Genomic DNA, 20,803 nt, shown 5'->3' with positions numbered 1-20,803 from the left:
CGGCTCCTACATTGGATTGCGGTCCCCTGTGGGAGCCGGGCTTGCCCGCGATGAGGCCCTCCCAGCCACCACAGATTTCAACCCATGACCACCCCCTGCTACCACTGCGCCCTGCCCGTCCCCTCGGGCAGCCGCTTCACCACCCTCATCCTCGGCGAGCGCCGCGAGCTCTGCTGCCCGGGCTGTCAGGCGGTGGCCGAAGCCATTGTGGCCGGCGGCCTGGAAAGTTATTACCAGCACCGCAGCGAAGCCTCGACCAACCCCGACGCATTGCCGGTGCAGTTGGTGGACGAACTTGCGCTGTACGACCGCGCCGACGTCCAGCAGCCCTTCGTGCACCACACGGGCGAACTGGCCGAAACCACCCTGTTGATGGAAGGCATCAGTTGCGCAGCCTGCGGCTGGCTGATCGAAAAACACCTGCGCGGCCTGCCCGCCGTGGCCGAGGCGCGGTTGAACCTGTCCAACCATCGCCTGCATGTGCAATGGGCCGATGGGCAACTGCCGCTCAGCCAATTGCTCAGCGAACTGCGCCATATCGGTTACGCCGCCCACCCGTATCAGGCGGATCGCGCCGCCGAGCAACTGGCCGGCGAAAACCGCCTGGCCTTGCGCCAACTGGGCGTGGCCGGTTTGCTGTGGTTCCAGGCGATGATGGCAACCATGGCCACCTGGCCCGAATTCAATATCGACCTGAGCCCGGAACTGCACGTCATCCTGCGCTGGGTGGCGATGTTTCTGACAACCCCCATCGTGTTTTACAGCTGCGCACCGTTTTTCAAAGGTGCCCTGCGCGACCTGCGCACCCGCCACCTGACCATGGACGTGTCGGTGTCCCTGGCGATTGGCGGCGCCTATCTGGCCGGCATCTGGACCGCAATCACCGGCACCGGCGAGTTGTATTTCGATGCAGTGGGCATGTTCGCGCTGTTCCTGCTGGCCGGCCGCTACCTGGAACGCCGCGCCCGGGAACGTACGGCGGCCGCCACCGCGCAGTTGGTCAACCTGCTGCCGGCGTCGTGCCTGCGCCTGCACCATGACGGGCAAAGTGAACGCATCCTGCTCAGTGAATTGGCCCTGGGTGACCGCGTGCTGGTACACCCCGGCGCCGTGCTGCCGGCAGATGGCGTGATTCTCGACGGCCAATCGAGCATTGATGAATCGCTGCTCACCGGCGAATACCTGCCACAACCCCGGCATGCCGGCGACAGCGTCACTGCGGGCACACTCAATGTTGAAGGCGCGTTGACCGTCGAAGTTCGCGCCCTGGGCCATGACACGCGCCTGTCCGCCATCGTGCGCCTGCTGGAGCGCGCCCAGGCCGAGAAACCGCGTCTGGCGCAAATCGCCGACCGCGCGGCCCAGTGGTTCCTGCTGTGTTCGTTGATTGCGGCGGCGGTGATTGGCCTGGTGTGGTGGGAGCTGGACGCGTCGCGCGCGTTCTGGATCGTGCTGGCCATGCTGGTGGCGACCTGCCCGTGCGCGCTGTCCCTCGCCACACCGACCGCCCTGACCGCCGCCACCGGCTCCCTGCACAAACTCGGGCTGTTGCTGACGCGCGGCCATGTACTCGAAGGCCTGAACCAGATCGACACGGTGATCTTCGACAAGACCGGCACCCTCACCGAAGGCCGGCTGGCGCTGCGCGCAATTCGCCCGCTGGGCACGCTGAACAGCGATGAATGCCTGAGCCTCGCCGCTGCGCTGGAAAACCGCTCCGAACACCCGATTGCCCGCGCCTTTGGCCGCGCGCCGCTGGCCGCTGACGAAGTGCACAGTTCCCCCGGTCTGGGGCTCGAAGGCCGAGTGGGCGAACGCCTGATGCGCATCGGCCAGCCCGGCTATGTCTGCGAGTTAAGTGGGTGCCCGATACCCGCGTCACCCGACGAAGCCGGCCAATGGCTGCTGCTCGGCGACCGCGACGGTGCCCTTGCCTGGTTCGTGCTGGACGACCGCCTGCGCAGTGACGCCCCCGCCCTGTTGGCCGCGTGCAAGGCGCGCGGCTGGCGGACATTGCTGCTGTCGGGCGACAGTTCGCCGATGGTTGCCAGTGTCGCCGCCGAGCTGGGTATCGACGAGGCCCGCGGCGGCCTGCGCCCCGACGACAAGCTGCAGGTGCTGCAACAACTGCACAAGGAAGGCCGCAAGGTGTTGATGCTCGGCGATGGCGTCAACGACGTGCCGGTGCTCGCCGCCGCCGATATCAGTGTGGCCATGGGCTCGGCCACGGACCTGGCGAAAACCAGCGCCGATGCCGTGCTGCTTTCCAACCGGCTCGATGCGTTGGTGCAAGCCTTCGCCCTCGCGCGGCGCACACGGCGGGTGATCATCGAAAACCTGCTGTGGGCCGGGTTGTACAATGGGCTTATGCTGCCGTTTGCCGCCCTCGGCTGGGTCACGCCGATCTGGGCCGCGGTCGGCATGTCCGTCAGTTCGTTGACCGTGGTGCTCAATGCCCTGCGCCTGACTCGCCTGCCGGGCGCGCACGCTGCCAGCGCCCCTTTATCAACCCGCCCGCTGCCGGCATGAGCCGCACAGGCATGGAGTACCGATGCCAGCTTTATACGTGATGATTCCGGCGGCGCTGTTGTTGGTGGGTGTGGCCATCTACATCTTCTTCTGGGCGGTGGACAGCGGTCAGTACGACGACCTCGACGGCCCCGCCCACAGCGTGCTGTTCGACGACCAGGACCCCAACCACCTGGCCGCCGTCGACGAAGCCAACCGCCCCGAACAACCGGCCGAGCAGCCGCCCAAAGCGCCGCCCCATGCTTGAATTGGCGCCGCTGCTGGTTTCCGCGCTGATCCTCGGTCTGCTCGGCGGCGGGCATTGCCTGGGCATGTGCGGCGGGCTGATGGGCGCGTTGACCCTGGCGATTCCCAGGGAACAACGCAGCCGGCGTTTTCGCCTGCTGCTGGCGTACAACCTGGGGCGTATTCTCAGCTATGCCACGGCCGGGTTGTTGATCGGCCTGGCGGGCTGGGCAGTGGCCAACAGCCCGGCGGCGATGGTCCTGCGTGTGCTCGCCGGGTTGTTGCTGATCAGCATGGGCCTGTACCTGGCCGGCTGGTGGAGCGGCCTGACCCGCATCGAACGCCTCGGGCGCGGCCTGTGGCGCTTTATCCAGCCGGTCGCCAACCGTTTGCTGCCGGTGTCCAGCCTGCCGCGTGCCTTGCTGCTCGGCGCGCTGTGGGGCTGGCTGCCATGCGGATTGGTCTACAGCACCCTGCTGTGGGCGGCGAGCCAGGGCAATGCGTGGGACAGCGCGCTCTTGATGCTCGCGTTTGGCTTGGGCACCTGGCCCGTGCTGCTGGCAACCGGGCTGGCCGCTGAACGTGTCACCGCCTTGCTGCGCAAACGCAGCGTTCGCGTGGCCGGAGGGTTGCTGGTGATGCTGTTTGGCGTGTGGACATTGCCGGGGCCTCACCAACACTGGTTAATGGGTCATTGAACCAAGCCTTTCAGCCGGTATGGAGCCTGACATTGTGGCGAGCGGGCTTGTCCCGCGTTGGACTGCGAAGCAGCCCCATTTCAGACAACCGCGTTCCTTCATATGGGCCTTGGTCTTCAGGTTTTGGGGCTGCTGCGCAGCCCGACGCGGGGCAAGCCCGCTCGCCACAGGTTCCTGTGGTCCCCATCCTGTCTCTGACTCACTTGAGTTCCAGGATTGGCCATTGAACCACCCTGTGGCATAGCGCCGCTGCCCGTTGATGCAAATCAAGATGCCACCGGCGACACGCCCCTAGACTCGGTCCACTAGCCAATCCGGGGGACCGCCCGCATGCTCGACGCCATTCGTTGGGACACCGATCTGATTCACCGCTACGACCTGCCGGGGCCGCGCTATACGTCCTACCCCACCGCCGTACAATTCGACAGCCAGGTCGGCACCTTCGACCTGCTCCACGCCCTGCGCGACAGCCGCAAGGCAGCACGGCCCTTGTCGCTGTATGTGCACGTGCCGTTCTGCGCCAACATTTGCTACTACTGCGCCTGCAACAAGGTCATCACCAAAGACCGTGGCCGCGCCCAGGCCTACCTGCAGCGCCTGGAACAGGAAATCCAGCTGGTGGCCTGCCACCTCGACCCGAAACAGCCCGTGGAGCAATTGCACTTCGGCGGCGGTACGCCGACGTTTCTCAGCCACGACGAACTGCGCCAGGTCATGACGCGCCTGCGCCAGCACTTCAACGTGCTGGACGACGATTCCGGCGACTACGGCATCGAAATCGACCCGCGCGAGGCTGACTGGGCAACCATGGGCCTGCTGCGCGAATTGGGCTTCAACCGCGTCAGCATCGGCCTGCAAGACCTCGACCCCGAGGTGCAGCGCGCCGTGAACCGCCTGCAAAGCCTGGAAGAAACCCGCGCGGTGATTGATGCGGCGCGCACCCTGCAGTTTCGCTCGATCAACATCGACCTGATCTACGGCCTGCCCAAACAATCGCCGCTGAGCTTTGCGCGCACGGTGGAAGAAGTGATCAGGCTGCAACCGGACCGCCTGTCAGTGTTCAACTACGCGCATCTGCCCGAGCGTTTCATGCCCCAGCGGCGCATCAACAGCGATGACTTGCCCTCGCCGGCGGCCAAGCTGCTGATGCTGCAAACCACCATTGAACAACTGACCCAGGCCGGTTACCGCTACATCGGCATGGACCACTTTGCCCTGCCGGACGACGAACTGGCGGTGGCCCAGGAAGAAGGCACGCTGCAGCGCAATTTCCAGGGTTACACCACCCACGGGCATTGCGATTTGATCGGCTTGGGCGTCTCGGCGATCAGCCAGATCGGCGACTTGTATTGCCAGAACAGCAGCGACCTCAATCACTACCAAAATGCTCTAGCCGGGGCGCAACTGGCCACCAGCCGGGGCCTGGTATGCACCACCGATGATCGGTTGCGGCGGGCAGTGATTCAGCAGTTGATCTGCAACTTCAGCCTGTCATTCGACAGCATTGAACACGCCTTCAACGTCGACTTTCGCGGTTATTTCGCCGACGTTTGGCCACAGCTGGAGACAATGGCCGCAGACGGCCTGATCGAACTGAATGCCCAGGGAATCCACGTGCTGCCGGCCGGGCGCCTGCTGGTGCGCTCGGTGTGCATGGTGTTCGACGCCTGCCTGGAGCACCAGAACCGGCAGCGCTTCTCGCGGGTGATCTAGGCCCGGCTTACTTCGCCAGCAGCGACATGGCTTTCAACTGAGCCTCAGGTGATTCATTTTTCAGCGACTTGGCCAGTTGGGACTGGGCCGTCATCAACCCGGCCTGGATTGTCGCGATATCCCCCTGCAGGCTGGAGACCTTGGCCTGACGTGCTTCCGGGGACAAGGTGGTGTCATTCATGGCTGCCGACAGTTGAGCCATCTTTTCGGCGAGCTGTTTGCGCAGTTCGCGGATCATCTTCAACAATTGCTTGATGTTGTCTTTCAGGCCGCTGTCGTCGATGTCCTTGTTCGGGTTGCTACCGGCCTGGGAGGCTTTCATCCCGGCGCCGGAGATGGTCACCACCACCCCTTCGCCGGGCGTCGGTGGAGGCGCAGGTTTGTCGTCGACCTTTTTGCCCGCAAGTGCATCAGCCGCCGTCAGAATCTTCGGCGTCTTGGTTGTAATGACAGGGTTATTCAAGGGTGTTACCGACATGACCTGAGCTCCAGCCCATAGGGATTCACCGATGTATCGGCATCGATACACAAAGCTTTATACCGTTGCCGGTTTTTTGTACACGCTGGCCTCATCGCCCCCCGGTGCGTTACCCTTACGTCTTATGTGTGTTTTCCCACAAGGATTTAAGAAATGTCCGAGCCAGTCAAACTGCGCGCTCACAGCCAGGCTCATTGCAAGGATTGCAGCCTGGCCCCCCTCTGCCTGCCACTTTCGCTGAATCTGGAAGACATGGATGCGCTGGACGACATCGTTAAACGCGGCCGCCCGCTGAAAAAAGGCGAGTTTCTGTTTCGCCAGGGCGACAAGTTTGACTCCGTGTATGCCGTCCGTTCAGGCGCGCTGAAAACGTTTAGCCTGAGTGACAGCGGCGAAGAACAAATCACCGGTTTCCACCTGCCCAGCGAGTTGGTCGGGCTGTCCGGCATGGACACCGAGATTCATCCGGTGTCGGCCCAGGCGCTGGAGACTACGTCAGTGTGCGAAATTCCCTTCGATCGTCTCGACGAATTGGCCTTGCAGTTGCCGCAACTGCGCCGCCAACTGATGCGCGTGATGAGCCGTGAAATTCGCGACGACCAACAGATGATGCTGTTGCTGTCGAAGAAAACCGCCGACGAGCGGATTGCCACATTCCTGGTCAACCTGTCGGCCCGTTTCCGCGCACGGGGATTTTCGGCCAACCAGTTCCGCCTGAGCATGTCGCGCAATGAAATCGGCAATTACCTGGGCCTGGCGGTGGAAACCGTGTCCCGCGTGTTCACGCGCTTCCAGCAGAACGAGCTGATCGCCGCCGAAGGCAAAGAGGTGCATATCCTCGACCCGATCCAGCTGTGCGCACTGGCCGGCGGCACCCTCGACAGCTGATCCAGACACTCGCGGCCGCGCCAACCGGCGAGGCCGCAGGTATACTTCGAGTCCGTTTTCAGCCCCAGGACTCCTCGACGATGACTTTCGATTCGTTCGACATCAAATCCCTGATCCGCCCTGTCATCGACTTCCCCAAGCCTGGGGTGATCTTTCGTGATATCACGCCGCTGTTCCAGTCGCCCCGCGCCCTGCGCCTGGTGGCTGACAGCTTTGCGCACCGCTATGTCGAAGCCGACTTCACCCACATCGGCGCGATGGATGCGCGGGGTTTCCTGATCGGCTCGATCATCGCTTACCAATTGAACAAGCCACTGATCCTGTTCCGCAAACAGGGCAAACTGCCGGCTGACGTGCTGGCCGAGGGTTATCAGACCGAATACGGCGAAGCCTTCCTGGAAGTGCACGCCGACAGCCTGTGTGAAGGTGATTCAGTGCTGATGTTCGATGATTTGATCGCGACCGGTGGCACCCTGATCGCAGCGGCGAACCTGGTGCGGCGCATGGGGGCGAAGATTTTTGAAGCGGCGGCGATTATTGATTTGCCGGAGCTGGGTGGGTCGCAGCGCCTGGAAGACATGGGCATCCCGACCTTCTGCCTGACGCAGTTCGGCTTGACTGAAAAATAGCAGTCGCCTGGAACCGCCTCATCGCAGGCAAGCCAGCTCCCACATTTGAATGTATTCACACATCCAAATGTGGGAGCTGGCTTGCCTGCGATGGGGGCCTCAAGAACACCCTGGCTTACAACCCCATCTGCTTGCTGATGATTTCATTCATCACTTCCCGCGTCCCCCCGCCGATCGACAGAATGCGGTTGTCCCGGTACAGCCGCTCCACCAGGCTGCCGCGCATATACCCCTGCCCTCCAAGAATCTGCACGGCGTCATACGTCACGCGGTCAGCCGTGTCGGTCGCCAGGTTCTTGGCCATGGAAATCTCTTTGATCACACTTTTGCCGGCCGCCATTTTCGCCGCCTGGCGGTAGGTGAACTCCCGGGAAACCTCCACCGCCGTGGCCATTTCCGCCAGGCGATGCTTGATCACCTGGAATTTACCGATGGGTTTGCCAAATGCCTCGCGCTCGGCCGCCCATTTCAGGCTTTCTTCCAGCGCAAGTTGTGCGGTCATATTGGCCATCAAGGCCAGGGCCAGGCGCTCGCTCTGGAAGTTGCCCATGATGCAGGCAAAGCCCATGTTCTCGGCGCCGATCAAATGGCCGACGGGTACGCGGCAATCGTCGAAGAACAATTGCGCCGTGTCTGACGCCCACCAACCCATTTTTTTCAACGGCTGGCCGACGCTGAAACCGGGCGTGCCTTTTTCGATGAGCAACAGGCTGATGCCGCCAAACCCCGGGCCTCCAGTGCGCACGGCCACGGTGTAGAAGTCGGCACGGATGCCGCTGGTGATGAAGGTTTTGCTGCCGCTGACGCGGTAATGGTCGCCCTCACGCACGGCGCGGGTTTGCAGGTTGGCCACATCCGAACCGCCCCCGGGCTCGGTCACTGCGAGTGCGCAAATCTTCTCGCCAGCCAATACCGGCGGCGCCACCCGCTCGCGCACCTCGGGGCGCGCCCATTTGACGATCGGCGGCAGGCCGATATCCAGCGATCCAAGCCCGGCCACTACGCCGCCAGACCCACAGCGCATCAGTTCTTCGCTGGCGGCGACCTTCGCAAACAGGTCGCCCTCATGGCTACCGCCCAGGCTTTCGGGGTAACCGATGCCGAGAATGCCTGCCGCGCCGGCCTTGAGGTACAACGCTCGGGGAAAGCTCTCGGCTTCTTCCCACTGCTCGACGTTCGGCAACATCTCGCGCTCGACGAAACGGCGCACGCTGTCGCGGACCAATTGGTGGCTGGGATCGAAGTAGTCCTGAAAGGCAGACATCGGCAAGCTCCACGGAGAGGTGGAGCGAACTTACCAAGCGCTTGCTTGGTTATCAAGCCTGAGGCCAATATCGCTGACGCTGCAAAACTAATGTGGGAGCTGGCTTGTGTGGGAGCCGGGCTTGCCCGCGATGCAGGCACTGAGGTGTATCAGTCACGCTGCGGTGATGCTATCGCAGGCAAGCCAGCTCCCACATTTTGATGTGTGTCGCTCTTTAGAGGGCGATGGGTTTGCGGCCGGCGAAGGAGTGCGCCAGCGTGCCGCCATCCACCAGTTCCAGCTCGCCACCCAGCGGCACGCCGTGGGCGATGCGCGAGGTGATCAGGCCTTTATTGGTCAGTAGTTGAGCGATGTAATGCGCGGTCGCCTCGCCTTCCACCGTCGGGTTAGTGGCCAGGATCACTTCAGTGAACGTGCCCTGCTCTTCGATGCGCGCCACCAACTGCGGAATGCCGATAGCTTCAGGGCCCAGCCCGTCCAGCGGCGACAGATGCCCCTTGAGTACAAAGTAGCGCCCGCGATAGCCGGTCTGCTCCACTGCATACACGTCCATTGGCCCTTCCACCACGCACAGCAGCGTGTCGTCACGGCGCGGGTCGGCGCACTGCGGGCAGAGTTCTTCTTCGGTAAGCGTACGGCATTGGCGGCAGTGGCCTACGCCGGTCATGGCCTGGCTCAGGGCCTGTGCCAATCGGGTGCCGCCGCTGCGGTCGCGCTCCAGCAGCTGCAGGGCCATGCGCTGGGCGGTTTTCTGGCCGACACCCGGCAAAATGCGCAGGGCGTCGATCAGTTGGCGAATCAGGGGGCTGAAGCTCATGGGGAAAGGTCCGACAAAACAACGAGACGCGGTTTATACCCGCGCCCCGGATTAGCGTCAAATGCTCAATCCTGCGCGACGCGTACCACCAACTTGCCGAAGTTGCGCCCTTCCAGCAGGCCAATAAAGGCCTCGGGCGCCTGCTCCAGGCCGTTGACCACGTCTTCGCGGAACTTGATCTTGCCGTCGCGTACCCACGGCGCCATCGCGCTGAGAAACTCGGGTTGGCGATCGCCATAGTCGTCAAACACGATAAAGCCCTGGATGCGCACGCGCTTGGTCAGCAAGGTGCGTTGCAACGCCGGTAGACGATCCGGACCGCTGGGCGCCTCATGGGCGTTATAGCCGGCGATCAGCCCGCACAGTGGAATTCGCGCCTTGGGGTTGAGCAGCGGCACCACGGCGTCAAAGACCTTGCCGCCGACGTTTTCAAAGTAGATGTCCACGCCCTTGAAACAGGCCAGGGCCAGCTCATTGGCAAAATCAGCACTCTTGTGGTCGATACAGGCATCAAAGCCCAGCTCGTCCACCACATAGCGGCACTTGTCAGCGCCACCGGCGATACCCACCACGCGCAAGCCCTTGAGCTTGGCCACCTGCCCCACCACCGAGCCCACAGCGCCCGACGCCGCGGCCACCACCAGGGTTTCCCCGGCCTTGGGCTGGCCGATGTCCATCAAGCCCATGTAAGCGGTCATGCCCGGCATGCCGAGCACACCCAGGGCCATCGACGGGCTGGCGAGCCCCTTGGGCACCGGGATCAGGTTGCGGCCGTCGGAAATGCTGTGGCTCTGCCAGCCGGTAGAGCCGACCACCAGGTCGCCCACTTCGAATTTCGGATTACGCGACTGCTCGATACGGCTGACAGCGCCACCGGTCATGACCTCGTCGATTTCCACCGGCGCTGCGTAGGACGGCGCGTCGCTCATGCGCCCCCGCATGTAGGGATCGAGGGACAGGTACAGGGTTTTCAACAACACCTGGCCGTCCGCCAATTCCGGCAGGTTCACCCGTTCCAGGCGGAAATTCTCCGGGGTCGGCGCGCCGTGCGGGCGTGAAACCAGGACGATGCGCTGGTTCAGAATCGGTTCTTGAGGCATCTGGGGCTCCTTTCGCAAATCCATCGGTATAGGGTGCAGACCATGACAGAGCGGTTGGGGTTCGATGTTTTATCAGTAGCACCGTAGTGAATGCATCGCAGCGGTGCGGCGATCCGACAAGCCAACTCCCACAGGGGGCGCGGCGCGCGCAAAAAAAATGCCAGGCACAAGGCCTGGCATTGGAGTCTAGCCAAGGCTAGCGAATCAGAACGGCAGTTTCATGCCCGGCGGCAGTTGCATGCCGGCGGTCACGCCGCCCATTTTTTCCTGGCTGTTGGCTTCGATCTTGCGCACGGCGTCGTTGACGGCCGCAGCGAACAAGGCCTCGAGCATTTCCAGGTCATCTTCGCCCACGCCCGGCAATACGCTTGGGTCGATGCTCACACGCTTGATGTCGTGACGACCGGTCATCACCACGCTGACCATATCGCCACCGGCTTTACCGGTGACTTCGGCGTTGGCCAGTTCTTCCTGCATCTTGGCCATTTTTTCCTGCATCTGCTGCGCCTGCTTCATCAGGCCGGCCATGCCACCTTTCATCATGGGAATCACCTCAAAGTACGTGGATCAATTAGTTGCCCGGTGTTACGAAGCCTGGGGCACCGGGGCGTCGACAGGTTCAATAGTATCGTGACGAACGACCGCACCGAACTGTTGCATCATTTGCTGGATGAGCGGGTCGGCGTGGATCGAGCTTTCCGCATCACGCTGACGGTTCAGGCGCCGACGGGTCGCGGCCTGGGCCGGGGTCTCCTGCTCGGGCTTGATCAGTTCGATGGCGATGGTCAGCGTGCGCTCATGGTACTGGTTCAGCGCGTCGTTAAGGCGGCGCTGCTGGGTTGCGTTGAACAGGGCGCTGTGGGCCGGGTCCAGGTGCAACAGCCAGTGGTCGCCCTCAATGGAAATCAGGGTACAGTTGGCGGCGATGCTGCCGGTCATGCCGGAAATCGGCAGTTTCGGGAACAGTTCCAGCCATTGCAGGGCCAGGCCGGTGGCGGGCGCCGCAGCAGGTTCGGGCTCAGGCTCCGGGACCGGTTCGGCGGTGTGTTCGCTGGCCAGGTCATCCAGGTAGCTATAGGCCGAATCCATGTCCGGCTCGATGTAGTCTTCGTCCAGCGGCGGCTCGTCATCCAGGTCGATGCCCGGCGTAGCGGCGTCAACCTGGGCCACGGTGGGCTCGGGAACCGGCGCGGACACCCATTCCGGCGCATCCGGCACCACGCTGTCCGGAGTCGGCGTGGGCATCGGCGTGAGCTCGGGCTGTTCGCCGGTGGTTTCCAGCACGGGCTCTACGGCAGGTTGCAACTCGGCTTCCGGTTCGGCCTCGGCTTCTACCGGGTCATTCCACGGCAAATCGACGACGGGTTCAGGTTCGATGACCGGCACAGTTTCGGCGGCCACGGGCTCAGGCACGGGCGGCGCGACCGGAACAGGCGCAGCCGCCACTGGCGCAACAATTGCCGCGCCAGCCACTGGTTTGGCGGAATCAACTGTGGCCTGGCTGATCCCCACTGGCTTTAGCGGCTGTCTCGGCGCGTCTGCCGAGTCGGCGGGCCGGAACGCCAGCATTCGCAGCAGCACCATTTCAAAACCGCCGCGCGGGTCCGGCGCCAGGGGCAGGTCGCGACGACCGATCAGGCCCATCTGGTAGTAGAACTGCACATCTTCAGCAGGTAACGCCTGGGCCAGGGCCAGCACGCGGTCGCGGTCGCCGTGGCCGTTGTCGACGCCTTCAGGCAAGGCCTGAGCGATGGCGACGCGGTGCAGCACGTTGAGGATTTCCGACAGCACGCCGTTCCAGTCCGGGCCTTGCTCCGACAAGTGGCGCACGGCTTCGAGCAACGCCTTGGCGTCGCCGTCGATCAGCGCGTGCAGCACGTCGAACACCTGGCCATGGTCGAGGGTACCGAGCATGGCGCGCACGTCGGCGGCCATGACCTTGCCTTCACCAAAGGCGATGGCCTGGTCGGTAAGGCTCATGGCGTCACGCATCGAGCCGTCGGCAGCGCGGCCGAGCAGCCACAGCGCGTCGTCCTCGAACGGCACGTTCTCGACGCCCAGCACATGGGTCAAATGCTCGACCACGCGCTCGGGGGTCATGTTTTTCAGGGAGAACTGCAGGCACCGCGACAAAATCGTTGCAGGAAGTTTCTGCGGGTCGGTGGTGGCCAGGATGAATTTGACGTAGGGCGGTGGCTCTTCCAGGGTTTTCAACAGCGCGTTGAAAGAGTGGCTGGACAGCATGTGCACTTCGTCGATCAGGTAGACCTTGAAACGGCCACGGCTCGGCGCGTACTGCACGTTGTCGAGCAGCTCGCGGGTGTCTTCGACCTTGGTGCGGCTCGCGGCGTCGATCTCGATCAGGTCGACAAAGCGCCCTTCGTCGATTTCCCGGCACACCGAGCAGGTGCCGCACGGCGTGGAAGTGATACCGGTTTCACAATTCAGGCATTTGGCGATGATGCGCGCGATGGTGGTCTTGCCCACCCCGCGCGTTCCCGTGAACAGATAGGCGTGGTGCAGCCGTTGGCTGTCCAAGGCATTGATCAGAGCCTTGAGCACATGGGTCTGGCCGACCATTTCGCGGAACGAGCGCGGACGCCATTTACGTGCAAGAACCTGATAACTCATCGAAAACCGTCGCAACTGGGAAGCGGAAGCCGGTAATGCTAGCGGAGCAAGGGGGAAATTGCATCCGGCACGCTCGCCTAATCTGACTAAGCTCACCTCGTTGGCCCCGCAAAGGCCTGAACCCGGAGGGTGTATGCGCGTAGTCCTGGGCGCTTTATGGATGATTTCCCTCGCCAGCCTCGCGGCCCCTGCCCCGTTGCGCTTCGCAGTTTCCGACAGCTGGGCGATGCCGATGGCCGAGGTGGAAGACGACCGCCCCACCCAGGGCATCCTGTATGACCTGATGCTGAGCCTGGCCACTCAAGTGGGGCACCCCGCCGAATTTCACGTGCTGCCACGGGCACGCATCGCCGGTGCGATGGAGCATGGCGACATTGATGTGCGCTGTTATGTCGCCCAGGCCTGGCTCGACGAGGCGTCCGGGGACTACACCTGGAGCGTCCCGTTGATGGTGCAACGCAATGTGCTGGTCAGCCGGCACACAACCCCGCAGCCTGTGCACGTCGAAGGGTTGGTGCAGCAGTCGATCGGCACGGTGCTGAACTATCGCTACGCCACCCTTGACCCCTTGTTCGCAACCGGCCGCCTCAGCCGCGACGACTCGCGCAGCGAGGACCTGGTGCTGCACAAGCTGGTGGCGGGGCGATTCAACTACGCCGTGATCAATGAATGGATTCTGGACCGCTTCAACCTGGGCCTGCCCCCCGGCAAAAAACTGCACAACGTGGCCGTCATCGGCGAGCAGAGCCTGGGCTGCATCGTGCGCAACGACCCGAACGTGCCGGTACAGCGAATATTGCGCACGTTGTTGCGCATGAAGATGTCGGGCGAGATCGACGACATCATCCAGTTGTACACCGGCGAAAACGCGTCACCCTTGCAGACTCCTGACAAGAACTGACAGTACCGGCTTTTAGACTGGGCACCTCAACCCGCCGCTCTCAAGGAGATTGCATGAACACCGTCGCCCATTACTTCCTGCTGTACGTCGACAGCCCGGCCACCAGCGCCAACTTCTACAGCCGCCTGCTGGGCAAGCCGCCGGTGGAGTTGAACCCGACCTTCGCCCTGTTCATCCTCGACAACGGCGTGAAGCTGGGGCTGTGGTCGCGCCACACCGTGGAACCTGCCGCGACCATCACCGGCGGTGGCGGCGAAGTCGGCTTCTCCCTGCCAGACACCGCCGCCATCGACGCGCTGCACGCGCAGTGGGTGGAGCGTGGCGCGACGATCATCCAGTCACCGACTACCCTGGACTTTGGCTACACCTTTGTCGCCGAGGACCTCGACGGCCACCGGCTGCGGGCGTTCAGCCTGAGCGAGTGAACGCCAGCGCCCCTCCAGGCTGATGGCCGCCACGCTGGCCAGCACGATCACCGCGCCGAGCATCACTTGTACGGCAACGTGCTCGCCCAGCAGCGTCGCGGCCAGCAGCATGGCGACCGGCGGGATCAGGTACATCGCCACCGACGCGCGGCTGACGTCCACGTGTTTGAGCACATACCCCCAGGCCAGATACGCCAGCGCGCTCGGGAAAATCCCCAGCACCAGCACCGCCAGGTTTTCCGGCAAGGGCGCTTGCACCACGGCAGCGGGCAGGCCTGGCAGGTTCACGCAGAGCATCAGGGTGCCGGACCAGACCATGTAGCACGCCATGGTCAGCGGGCTGTAACGGTGTGCGTAGTGCTTCTGAATGGCGAAATACACACTCCACGACAGCGCGGCCAGCAGGATCAGCAAGCCGCGCGGGTCAATGTCCCCTACGCCGTGATCACCCCAGATCACCACCAGCACGCCGAGCAACCCGAGCAGCACGCAGCTCCAGCGCCACAGGCTGACGCGCTCTTTCAAGCAGAAAAACGCAATCAACACACTGAACAGCGGCGCCGACTGCGCCAGCACGCTGGACGCCGCTGCCGTGACCCACTGCTGCCCGTTATTCAGGCTGGTGTGGTGCAGGAACACGCCGAAAAAACCCAGCACCAGCAGCCACGGCACGTCACGCCACTGCGGCCGGCCAATGCCCATCACCAGTGCCACGCCGCCCATGAACACCGACGCGATCAGAAATCGCAGCAATGCCAGTTGCCCGGGGCTGTAGCTGTGCAGCCCCATGTGCACGCCAATCGGCGAATACGCCCAGCAGAGGATGACGCCGGCAATGACTAGCGTAAGCTTTAGAGGTGAAGGGGTATTCATCAACGGCACTCGGAAACCGGGAAGGAGTGCCGTCAGTCTTCGCCCTCGCAAGGCGCAGGACAATTAAGCGTTTCTGACTTCTGAAATCACTGGAACTGAGCAATGGAACTGGCCCAACTGAAAATGGTGCGAGCCGTGGCGCAAACCGGCAGCGTGGCCCAGGCCGCGCTGCAATTGCACTGTGTGCCGTCCAACATCACCACACGCATCAAACAGCTGGAAAGCGAGTTGGGTACACCGTTGTTTATTCGCGCGGGGCGCGGGCTGGCGATCAGCGCCGCCGGTGAGATCTTCCTGGATTACTGCGAGCGCATCCTGGCGCTGGTGGACGAATCCAAGCGTGCGGTCGACGCCAACGCCATCCCCCGTGGCACGTTGCGCATCGGCGCGGTGGAGTCCAGCGCCAGCGGCCGTTTGCCGCCGCTGCTGGCCGAATATCACCGGCGCTACCCGGACGTCAGCCTGGAACTGGTGACGGGCGCCTGGGCCGAGTTGCTCGATGACCTGCAGCACCACCGCCTCGACGTCGCGCTGGTGGCGGCCGGCGGCAAGCGCGCCAAGCTTGAACACAGCGTGGTCTACAGCGAGCGGCTGGTGCTGATCGCCAGCGCGTCCAGCGAGCCGATCAACAGTGCCGAAGACCTGGCCGGGCGCACCTTGCTCGTGTGGCCGCCCGGCTGCCCGTATCGCGCGGCGCTGGAAAACTGGGTCAAGCCCCACGACTTCAAACCCAGCATTGCCAGCTATGCCAGTTGGGGCACGATCATCGGCTGCGTGAGTGCAGGCATTGGCGTGGCGCTGGCGCCGGAAGGCATTCTGGCGCGCTATGAGCAGGCCAATCAGTTGGCGTCTTACCGTTTCGAGGAATTGCAGGCCGTGGACAACCTGCTGTTCTGGCACAAGGACACCCAACGGCACCTGGCGCGGGATGCGTTTGCCGGCCTGTTGCGGGAAACGTTCGGCTGACAGCTGTCGAAACTATGGGAGCGGGCTTGCTCGCGAATATGGAGTGTCAGTCGACATAAGCCTTGGCTGATACACCGCTTTCGCGAGCAAGCCCGCTCCCACACCTGGAAAGGCGTTGTCGCTCACCTCAGCCTTTCGGCGCAACCAGGTGTGCATATTGGTCCTGGCTGATCCAGCCGGTATACGTATGATCCTTGGCGTTGGTGAACTCAACCTGCGCCCAGCCATCCTTGTAGGCCAGTACGCCCACCACGTCATCCTTGACGATATACGGACGCTTGGCCGCATCGGCGCCAGGCTCTGTCAGCAAGTAGGCCTTGTCGGCCGAGACCGTGACCAGGCCAATCCATTGCGCCTTGGCGGTCTGGGTCAGCTCAAGGCCCGTGGCGATTTCCGGCATCAGCACACTCATGCAGCCGGGGTGCTGACGGCCCTGCTCCACGGTCAGTGTCACGCCATCGGACGAAGGCGCCACGCTGCCGGGGTAAGACTCATCCAGCCAGGTCGTCAGCGCTTGCGGCTCGCCTTGCAGGTAGAAGGCGCAGCTGCGGGTCACGCCCTCGCCCAGTTCCTCCGCGTAATAACCTTCAACCTGATGCTGCGGCGTCACTGCCAGCATCAAGCCTTCGTACTTGCCCGAATGCAACGCTGTTTCGCCTGCGAAGGCCGGTGCAACCGCGCACAACGACAAGACACCCACTGCCAGAAAACGCATCATCTTATTTTTTCCCTTCAAGTGCCTCGTAGGCCTTTTTGATTCGGTTGTCATAGTCGCCGTAATCCTTGCCGTTATAGTTGCGCGCCATGGCGACATAATCTTTATCTTTCATGGCTTTAATCAAAGCCGGGCTTTGGCTGCAAAAACCGATAAAAGCCTTAAGTTGATTGCCGGCATTAACCTTTAAGGCGGCGGCAAACTCAAACACGGTTTTGTAACCGCACGACGTAAAGTTGAACCCCATGATCTGAAACATGCCCCAGGAGGCCGACATCAATGCCGCCTCCTGGTCCAGGGCAAAGGCCGTGGCCATGGTTTCCCAGGCTTTGGTCTGGTCCTTGTTATTGGCCTGCCACTGCGGCCCGGCTTTCTTCACGTAGGGGTAGGACAGCAGCGGGTGCGCCTGGTCGTAGATGTGCTTGGTGTACTTGCGAAACAGGTGCCCTTCAAAGGCGATCACCGGCAGTTTGGCCGGGCCAAAACCCGAGCGCCCGCCGGATTCCACGGTGGCGAAGGCCTTGATGATGTTCACCGAAATGCCGCTGCCCAACTGCGTGGCGGCATTCTGGAAGTCGGTGTCGGTGAGGGTCATGCCCCCGTCGCACGTGGCCTGCAGCATCAGCTGGCGGTTGCGCCGCTCGGCCTCGACCATCGCGCGCATGCGGTCCAGATACACATTCACCGTAGCCTGCACCGCGTCGCCATTGTTATTGCCGAACACGTTCAGAAAGCTCGGAATGCGCATCGTCGGAAAGGCCTTTACCGGCACCTTCACCGCTTCTTCGATCAGGCTGTTGAAGGTACGGCCCGTCGGATCGATCACACCATCGGGGTGCGCGTACTTGAGGTGACGGAACTGATATTGACTGATGCACTGCACCAACTGGCCATCGCACTTGCCGTTTTCAGCCAGCGGAAAGCCCATCTTGGGAATGATCAAATTAAATAAATACTGGATGCACTGAACATCGGCGGGCAAGTTGCGCGCTTTACCCGGAGCGCCGACGGAAGCACTGATAAGACGGGGCAACCCTTGCAGGCTTTTCATGACAGACATCCCTGTTAGTTAAAGAAGTGATAGCACTTCAATATCAACTTATTACTGTTGTCACACTCTGAAACAAGTGGCTGGCGCACGCTAACAAGTTGGTTTTGGGTTGTCCAGTAGGCGCATTGATTGCTGTGAGACAGCTATCAATGCGCCGTGCACTTAACCTGGAAACGGTGTTGTTGGGCTACTTTTTCTTCTCCAGTGCTTCATAGGTTTTCTGGATTCGCTTGTCGTAGTCGCCAAAGTCCTTGCCGTTGTAGTTGCGGGCCATGCCCACATAATCCTTGGTCTTCATGGCCTTGATCAACGCCGGGTTCTTGCTGCAAAAACCCACGAACGCCTTCAATTGCTGCCCGGCATTGAGCTTCAACGCGGCCACAAAATCGAACACGTTCTTGTACCCGCAGGCTGCGAAGTTGAAGCCCATGATTTGAAACATGCCGTAGGACGCCGACATCAAGGCAGCCTCAGGGTCGAGGTTGAATGCCGCCAGCATGGTTTTCCAGGCCGTGGCCTGGTCCTTGTTATTGGCACGCCATTGCGGGCCGGCCTTTTCCAGGTAGGGGTAGGACAAAAAGGGGTAAGCCTTGTCGTATTTTTGCTGGGTGTACTTGCGGAAAATGTGCCCTTCATAGGCCACGACCGGCATCAATGCCGGGCTGAACCCGGAACGCCCGCCGGATTCCACAATGGCGAAGGCCTTGATGATGTTCACCGCAATGCCGTTGCCCAATTGAGCGGCGGCGTTCTGGAAATCAGCGTCGGTCAATGTCACGTTGCCGTCGCAGGTGGCCTTGGTCACCAGGTGTTGCTTGTCCGAGCCGGGGGCTTGAGCTGCCTTGCGCGCCTCATCGAGCAGGCTATTGAAAGTCCGTCCGGCGGGGTCAATGATCCCGTCAGGTTTGGTGGCTTTCAGGCGGCTCACTTGATAATCCGTGATGCGCTGCATCAGTTTGGGGCCGGACTTGCCGTCCTCGACCAAGGGCAATTCGGACGTTGACTTGATCAGATTGAACAGGCGCTGGATGTTTCGGACATCGGCAGGCTCATTGACCGCCTTGCCAGGGGTGCCGACGGAAGTCTTGATGGAAAGGGGTAAATCCTGGGGGCTGGGCATGGCAATCATCCTTAATCAGGGATTGAGTGCCATCACTTCTTCACTACTCCAGCACTGGGGTCGTTTGCATCATTGACGCTAGCAGGCGGCGTGAGGTTGTCCAGCCGTCATCGACCGCGCCATAAACATGGGCAGGTGACTGAAAAGTGGTTTTTTGATTTGAAATGCAGGGTTACAGCGAGGAAGAGCGTTATGGAGGCAACCCCACCAGCCACACCCCGGCACACAATGTTCCCGCTGTGGCTGCTGCCTTCCGGCTCTGACCAGGTTCACGGGTAATCGTTGCGGGGGGACCGATGGGGTCACCATAACGACGCCTGCCTCTCGGCAAGCCGCGCCATTGTACCGATCTCATCGGAAGTTACAACTGTTGGTTCCGGATTAAAAACATTCGATGGTTCAAGCACTTGCCCGCGGCCCCTAACCCGCACCGCCCCCCTCTGGGAGCCGGGCTTGCCCGCGATGCAGGCAACGCGGTGTGTCAGCGGTATCGCGCTGATACTATCGCGGGCAAGCCCGGCTCCCACACAAAGCAGGTTAGTGCGCCTGCACTGCCTCATCCGCCCGGCCGCCCTCTTCCTGGATCACCAGGTGAATGAAGTGCAGCTTGGCGATCACCGCCGGCGGCAACACGAAGGGATAAAAATCCGGCTGCCCCATACTGCGCGACAGTTCATTGAGCATGCCCGCCAGTTCGATCCAGGCGTTGACGAATGACAGAAACGCCGCGCCGCCGGGGTGTTCGGGGTCGTAAAGGGTGGTGAGCGGGAACGGTTGGTAGTCCAGATCCATTTCGCGGGCGCTCATGCCGAAGCCGAGGGCCGTGTCGACGGCGTCCATCATGTGCAGGTAATGCGCCCAGGTTTCCGCCCAGTCTTCCCACGGGTGCATGGTGGCATAGGCGCTGACGCAGGTGTGTTGCCACTCAGGACGCGGTCCGTTGCGGTAATGCTGGTCGAGCGCGTCGGCGTAACTGGCACGTTCATCGCCGAACAGGTTGCGAAACGGCTCGATCCAATGGGTGTTGGCGATAAGGCGATCCCAATAGTAATGCCCGACCTCATGGCGAAAATGCCCGAGCAGGGTGCGATACGGCTCGCGCATCTGCACGCGGACCTTTTCGCGGTGGGCGTCGTCGGCTTCCTTGATATCCAGGGTAATCAAGCCATTGGCGTGGCCTGTCATGGGCGCGTTGCCGTCCAGGTCGATGCCGACGAAGTCGAACGCGAGGCCGTTTTCCTCGTCGACGCTTTTAGGCACCACGCGCAGGCCAAGGCTGATCAACTGGGCCACCAGACGACGCTTGGCGGTTTCCACCTTGCGCCAGCGCTCGGGGTTTTCCGGAATCGACAGGTCAGGAATGGTGCGATTCAGGCTGCACGCCACGCACAATGGCGCGGTGCTGTGGGCCGGAATCAGCCAGTTACAAGCCGCCGGAGTGTTGAGGTTGGCGCAACGCCGGAAGGCGCCGGCGTCGAGGTTGTCATCCTGCAGCCAGGTGTCGACGACCGGGCCGGGTTGCAGCGAAGACAAACGACTTTGTTGCGGCTGGTAACCCAGCAGCGCCGAGCACGCCAGGCACTGGCTGTTGCGAAAGAACAGCGATTGCCCGCAGCGGCACTGCCACACTTTGCTGTTGCGCGACGAACCCGCCGTGAACGGCGCGGCGATGCGTGAACTGAGCTGCTCGAAATAGCGGAACATGACGGTCTCTCCCAGGTGACAGAGACTAGATCATCGTCCGGAAGAGATCGTTCATTTTCCTGATGGGGCTGCTGCG

Annotated in this window: 20 protein-coding genes and 1 other RNA gene; 9 read left to right on the top strand and 12 right to left on the bottom strand. The window is 62.2% G+C overall.

All coding sequences use genetic code 11. From position 1 onward, the window contains the following. Positions 1-84: 84 nt before the first annotated feature. The 4 genes from ATI14_RS15765 to hemN all read left to right on the top strand — a co-directional run bounded on the left by ATI14_RS15765 (position 85) and on the right by hemN (position 5,165). The gene (locus tag ATI14_RS15765; RefSeq protein ID WP_016973290.1) at positions 85-2,529 is read left to right on the top strand and encodes a heavy metal translocating P-type ATPase; all 2,445 of its coding nucleotides are present in this window, start codon (positions 85-87) and stop codon (positions 2,527-2,529) included. Between the two features lie 22 nt (positions 2,530-2,551). Then, the gene (gene ccoS, locus ATI14_RS15760) at positions 2,552-2,776 is read left to right on the top strand and encodes a cbb3-type cytochrome oxidase assembly protein CcoS (protein ID WP_016973289.1); all 225 of its coding nucleotides are present in this window, start codon (positions 2,552-2,554) and stop codon (positions 2,774-2,776) included. Further along, positions 2,769-3,452, top strand: a complete 684-nt coding sequence (locus ATI14_RS15755) for a sulfite exporter TauE/SafE family protein (protein WP_017256344.1) — start codon at positions 2,769-2,771, stop codon at positions 3,450-3,452. The genes ccoS and ATI14_RS15755 overlap by 8 nt, the downstream gene beginning before the upstream one ends. A 330-nt stretch (positions 3,453-3,782) precedes the next feature. Further along, positions 3,783-5,165 (top strand): oxygen-independent coproporphyrinogen III oxidase, encoded by a 1,383-nt coding sequence (gene hemN, locus ATI14_RS15750; protein WP_016973174.1) that lies wholly within the window; start codon positions 3,783-3,785, stop codon positions 5,163-5,165. 7 nt (positions 5,166-5,172) lie between these two features. On the opposite strand, the gene ATI14_RS15745 is transcribed toward hemN, so the two are convergent. Then, on the bottom strand, positions 5,173-5,643 hold the full coding sequence (locus tag ATI14_RS15745; protein WP_016973175.1) for a hypothetical protein: 471 nt from the start codon (positions 5,641-5,643) through the stop codon (positions 5,173-5,175). Positions 5,644-5,796: 153 nt separating this feature from the next. Between ATI14_RS15745 and fnr the strand changes: the two genes are divergently transcribed. Then, positions 5,797-6,531 carry a fumarate/nitrate reduction transcriptional regulator Fnr gene (gene fnr, locus ATI14_RS15740; protein ID WP_016973176.1) on the top strand — a complete coding sequence of 245 codons (735 nt, stop codon included), beginning with the start codon at positions 5,797-5,799 and terminating at the stop codon, positions 6,529-6,531. A gap of 80 nt (positions 6,532-6,611) precedes the next feature. Continuing rightward, the gene (locus ATI14_RS15735) at positions 6,612-7,160 is read left to right on the top strand and encodes an adenine phosphoribosyltransferase (RefSeq protein WP_016973177.1); all 549 of its coding nucleotides are present in this window, start codon (positions 6,612-6,614) and stop codon (positions 7,158-7,160) included. Positions 7,161-7,275: 115 nt separating this feature from the next. Here ATI14_RS15735 and ATI14_RS15730 read toward each other — a convergent pair whose 3' ends face one another. From ATI14_RS15730 to dnaX, 5 genes are all read right to left on the bottom strand, one after another. Beyond that, a complete protein-coding gene (locus tag ATI14_RS15730) occupies positions 7,276-8,424 on the bottom strand; it encodes an acyl-CoA dehydrogenase family protein (protein WP_016973178.1) in 1,149 nt (382 codons plus the stop codon). Positions 8,425-8,638: 214 nt separating this feature from the next. Next, positions 8,639-9,241, bottom strand: a complete 603-nt coding sequence (gene recR, locus ATI14_RS15725; RefSeq protein WP_016973179.1) for a recombination mediator RecR — start codon at positions 9,239-9,241, stop codon at positions 8,639-8,641. Between the two features lie 65 nt (positions 9,242-9,306). Next, entirely contained in the window at positions 9,307-10,341 is a 1,035-nt protein-coding gene (locus ATI14_RS15720) for an NADP-dependent oxidoreductase (protein ID WP_016973180.1), read from the bottom strand. Between the two features lie 204 nt (positions 10,342-10,545). After that, complete coding sequence (locus ATI14_RS15715; RefSeq protein WP_003175481.1) at positions 10,546-10,884, bottom strand: YbaB/EbfC family nucleoid-associated protein; 339 nt, start codon at positions 10,882-10,884, stop codon at positions 10,546-10,548. 42 nt (positions 10,885-10,926) lie between these two features. Beyond that, positions 10,927-12,972 carry a DNA polymerase III subunit gamma/tau gene (gene dnaX, locus ATI14_RS15710; protein WP_016973181.1) on the bottom strand — a complete coding sequence of 682 codons (2,046 nt, stop codon included), beginning with the start codon at positions 12,970-12,972 and terminating at the stop codon, positions 10,927-10,929. A gap of 133 nt (positions 12,973-13,105) precedes the next feature. Between dnaX and ATI14_RS15705 the strand changes: the two genes are divergently transcribed. Both ATI14_RS15705 and ATI14_RS15700 read left to right on the top strand, forming a co-directional pair. Continuing rightward, positions 13,106-13,873: a substrate-binding periplasmic protein gene (locus ATI14_RS15705; protein ID WP_016973182.1), complete on the top strand. Its 768-nt coding sequence runs from the start codon at positions 13,106-13,108 to the stop codon at positions 13,871-13,873. A gap of 53 nt (positions 13,874-13,926) precedes the next feature. Continuing rightward, positions 13,927-14,298, top strand: a complete 372-nt coding sequence (locus ATI14_RS15700) for a VOC family protein (RefSeq protein ID WP_016973183.1) — start codon at positions 13,927-13,929, stop codon at positions 14,296-14,298. Here ATI14_RS15700 and ATI14_RS15695 read toward each other — a convergent pair. Further along, positions 14,212-15,171 carry a DMT family transporter gene (locus tag ATI14_RS15695; RefSeq protein ID WP_016973184.1) on the bottom strand — a complete coding sequence of 320 codons (960 nt, stop codon included), beginning with the start codon at positions 15,169-15,171 and terminating at the stop codon, positions 14,212-14,214. The genes ATI14_RS15700 and ATI14_RS15695 overlap by 87 nt on opposite strands. 102 nt (positions 15,172-15,273) lie before the next feature. On the opposite strand from ATI14_RS15695, the gene ATI14_RS15690 reads away from it, so the two are divergent. Next, positions 15,274-16,137, top strand: a complete 864-nt coding sequence (locus ATI14_RS15690) for a LysR family transcriptional regulator (protein ID WP_016973185.1) — start codon at positions 15,274-15,276, stop codon at positions 16,135-16,137. A 127-nt stretch (positions 16,138-16,264) separates the two neighbouring features. Here ATI14_RS15690 and ATI14_RS15685 read toward each other — a convergent pair whose 3' ends face one another. From ATI14_RS15685 to ATI14_RS15665, 5 genes are all read right to left on the bottom strand, one after another. Further along, positions 16,265-16,855 (bottom strand): SH3 domain-containing protein, encoded by a 591-nt coding sequence (locus tag ATI14_RS15685; protein ID WP_016973186.1) that lies wholly within the window; start codon positions 16,853-16,855, stop codon positions 16,265-16,267. A gap of 1 nt (position 16,856) precedes the next feature. Next, a complete protein-coding gene (locus ATI14_RS15680) occupies positions 16,857-17,903 on the bottom strand; it encodes an N-acetylmuramidase family protein (protein ID WP_016973187.1) in 1,047 nt (348 codons plus the stop codon). A 187-nt stretch (positions 17,904-18,090) separates the two neighbouring features. Further along, entirely contained in the window at positions 18,091-19,023 is a 933-nt protein-coding gene (locus ATI14_RS15675) for an N-acetylmuramidase family protein (RefSeq protein ID WP_016973188.1), read from the bottom strand. A gap of 202 nt (positions 19,024-19,225) precedes the next feature. Then, an RNA gene (gene ffs, locus ATI14_RS15670) (signal recognition particle sRNA small type) lies at positions 19,226-19,322 on the bottom strand. A 238-nt stretch (positions 19,323-19,560) separates the two neighbouring features. Then, positions 19,561-20,727, bottom strand: a complete 1,167-nt coding sequence (locus ATI14_RS15665) for a zinc-binding metallopeptidase family protein (RefSeq protein WP_080519953.1) — start codon at positions 20,725-20,727, stop codon at positions 19,561-19,563. Positions 20,728-20,803 lie beyond the last annotated feature (76 nt).

The organism is Pseudomonas tolaasii NCPPB 2192, from assembly GCF_002813445.1.
GTDB lineage: Bacteria > Pseudomonadota > Gammaproteobacteria > Pseudomonadales > Pseudomonadaceae > Aquipseudomonas > Aquipseudomonas tolaasii.
Note: the sequence above shows the minus strand (reverse complement) of the source record. Positions and strands in the feature narration are given on the sequence as shown.

What these genes read in the sequence shown, in the direction of transcription:
- ATI14_RS15675 (WP_016973188.1), bottom strand. Translation starts at nt 19,023, where the DNA reads ATGCCCAGCCCCCAGGATTTACCCCTTTCCATCAAGACTTCCGTCGGC.
- recR (WP_016973179.1), bottom strand. Translation starts at nt 9,241, where the DNA reads ATGAGCTTCAGCCCCCTGATTCGCCAACTGATCGACGCCCTGCGCATT.
- ATI14_RS15705 (WP_016973182.1), top strand. Translation starts at nt 13,106, where the DNA reads ATGCGCGTAGTCCTGGGCGCTTTATGGATGATTTCCCTCGCCAGCCTC.
- ATI14_RS15765 (WP_016973290.1), top strand. Translation starts at nt 85, where the DNA reads ATGACCACCCCCTGCTACCACTGCGCCCTGCCCGTCCCCTCGGGCAGC.
- ATI14_RS15745 (WP_016973175.1), bottom strand. Translation starts at nt 5,643, where the DNA reads ATGTCGGTAACACCCTTGAATAACCCTGTCATTACAACCAAGACGCCG.
- ATI14_RS15715 (WP_003175481.1), bottom strand. Translation starts at nt 10,884, where the DNA reads ATGATGAAAGGTGGCATGGCCGGCCTGATGAAGCAGGCGCAGCAGATG.
- ATI14_RS15720 (WP_016973180.1), bottom strand. Translation starts at nt 10,341, where the DNA reads ATGCCTCAAGAACCGATTCTGAACCAGCGCATCGTCCTGGTTTCACGC.
- ATI14_RS15700 (WP_016973183.1), top strand. Translation starts at nt 13,927, where the DNA reads ATGAACACCGTCGCCCATTACTTCCTGCTGTACGTCGACAGCCCGGCC.
- ATI14_RS15680 (WP_016973187.1), bottom strand. Translation starts at nt 17,903, where the DNA reads ATGAAAAGCCTGCAAGGGTTGCCCCGTCTTATCAGTGCTTCCGTCGGC.
- ATI14_RS15755 (WP_017256344.1), top strand. Translation starts at nt 2,769, where the DNA reads ATGCTTGAATTGGCGCCGCTGCTGGTTTCCGCGCTGATCCTCGGTCTG.
- ATI14_RS15690 (WP_016973185.1), top strand. Translation starts at nt 15,274, where the DNA reads ATGGAACTGGCCCAACTGAAAATGGTGCGAGCCGTGGCGCAAACCGGC.
- dnaX (WP_016973181.1), bottom strand. Translation starts at nt 12,972, where the DNA reads ATGAGTTATCAGGTTCTTGCACGTAAATGGCGTCCGCGCTCGTTCCGC.
- ccoS (WP_016973289.1), top strand. Translation starts at nt 2,552, where the DNA reads ATGCCAGCTTTATACGTGATGATTCCGGCGGCGCTGTTGTTGGTGGGT.
- ATI14_RS15685 (WP_016973186.1), bottom strand. Translation starts at nt 16,855, where the DNA reads ATGATGCGTTTTCTGGCAGTGGGTGTCTTGTCGTTGTGCGCGGTTGCA.
- ATI14_RS15730 (WP_016973178.1), bottom strand. Translation starts at nt 8,424, where the DNA reads ATGTCTGCCTTTCAGGACTACTTCGATCCCAGCCACCAATTGGTCCGC.
- ATI14_RS15695 (WP_016973184.1), bottom strand. Translation starts at nt 15,171, where the DNA reads ATGAATACCCCTTCACCTCTAAAGCTTACGCTAGTCATTGCCGGCGTC.
- ATI14_RS15735 (WP_016973177.1), top strand. Translation starts at nt 6,612, where the DNA reads ATGACTTTCGATTCGTTCGACATCAAATCCCTGATCCGCCCTGTCATC.
- hemN (WP_016973174.1), top strand. Translation starts at nt 3,783, where the DNA reads ATGCTCGACGCCATTCGTTGGGACACCGATCTGATTCACCGCTACGAC.
- fnr (WP_016973176.1), top strand. Translation starts at nt 5,797, where the DNA reads ATGTCCGAGCCAGTCAAACTGCGCGCTCACAGCCAGGCTCATTGCAAG.
- ATI14_RS15665 (WP_080519953.1), bottom strand. Translation starts at nt 20,727, where the DNA reads ATGTTCCGCTATTTCGAGCAGCTCAGTTCACGCATCGCCGCGCCGTTC.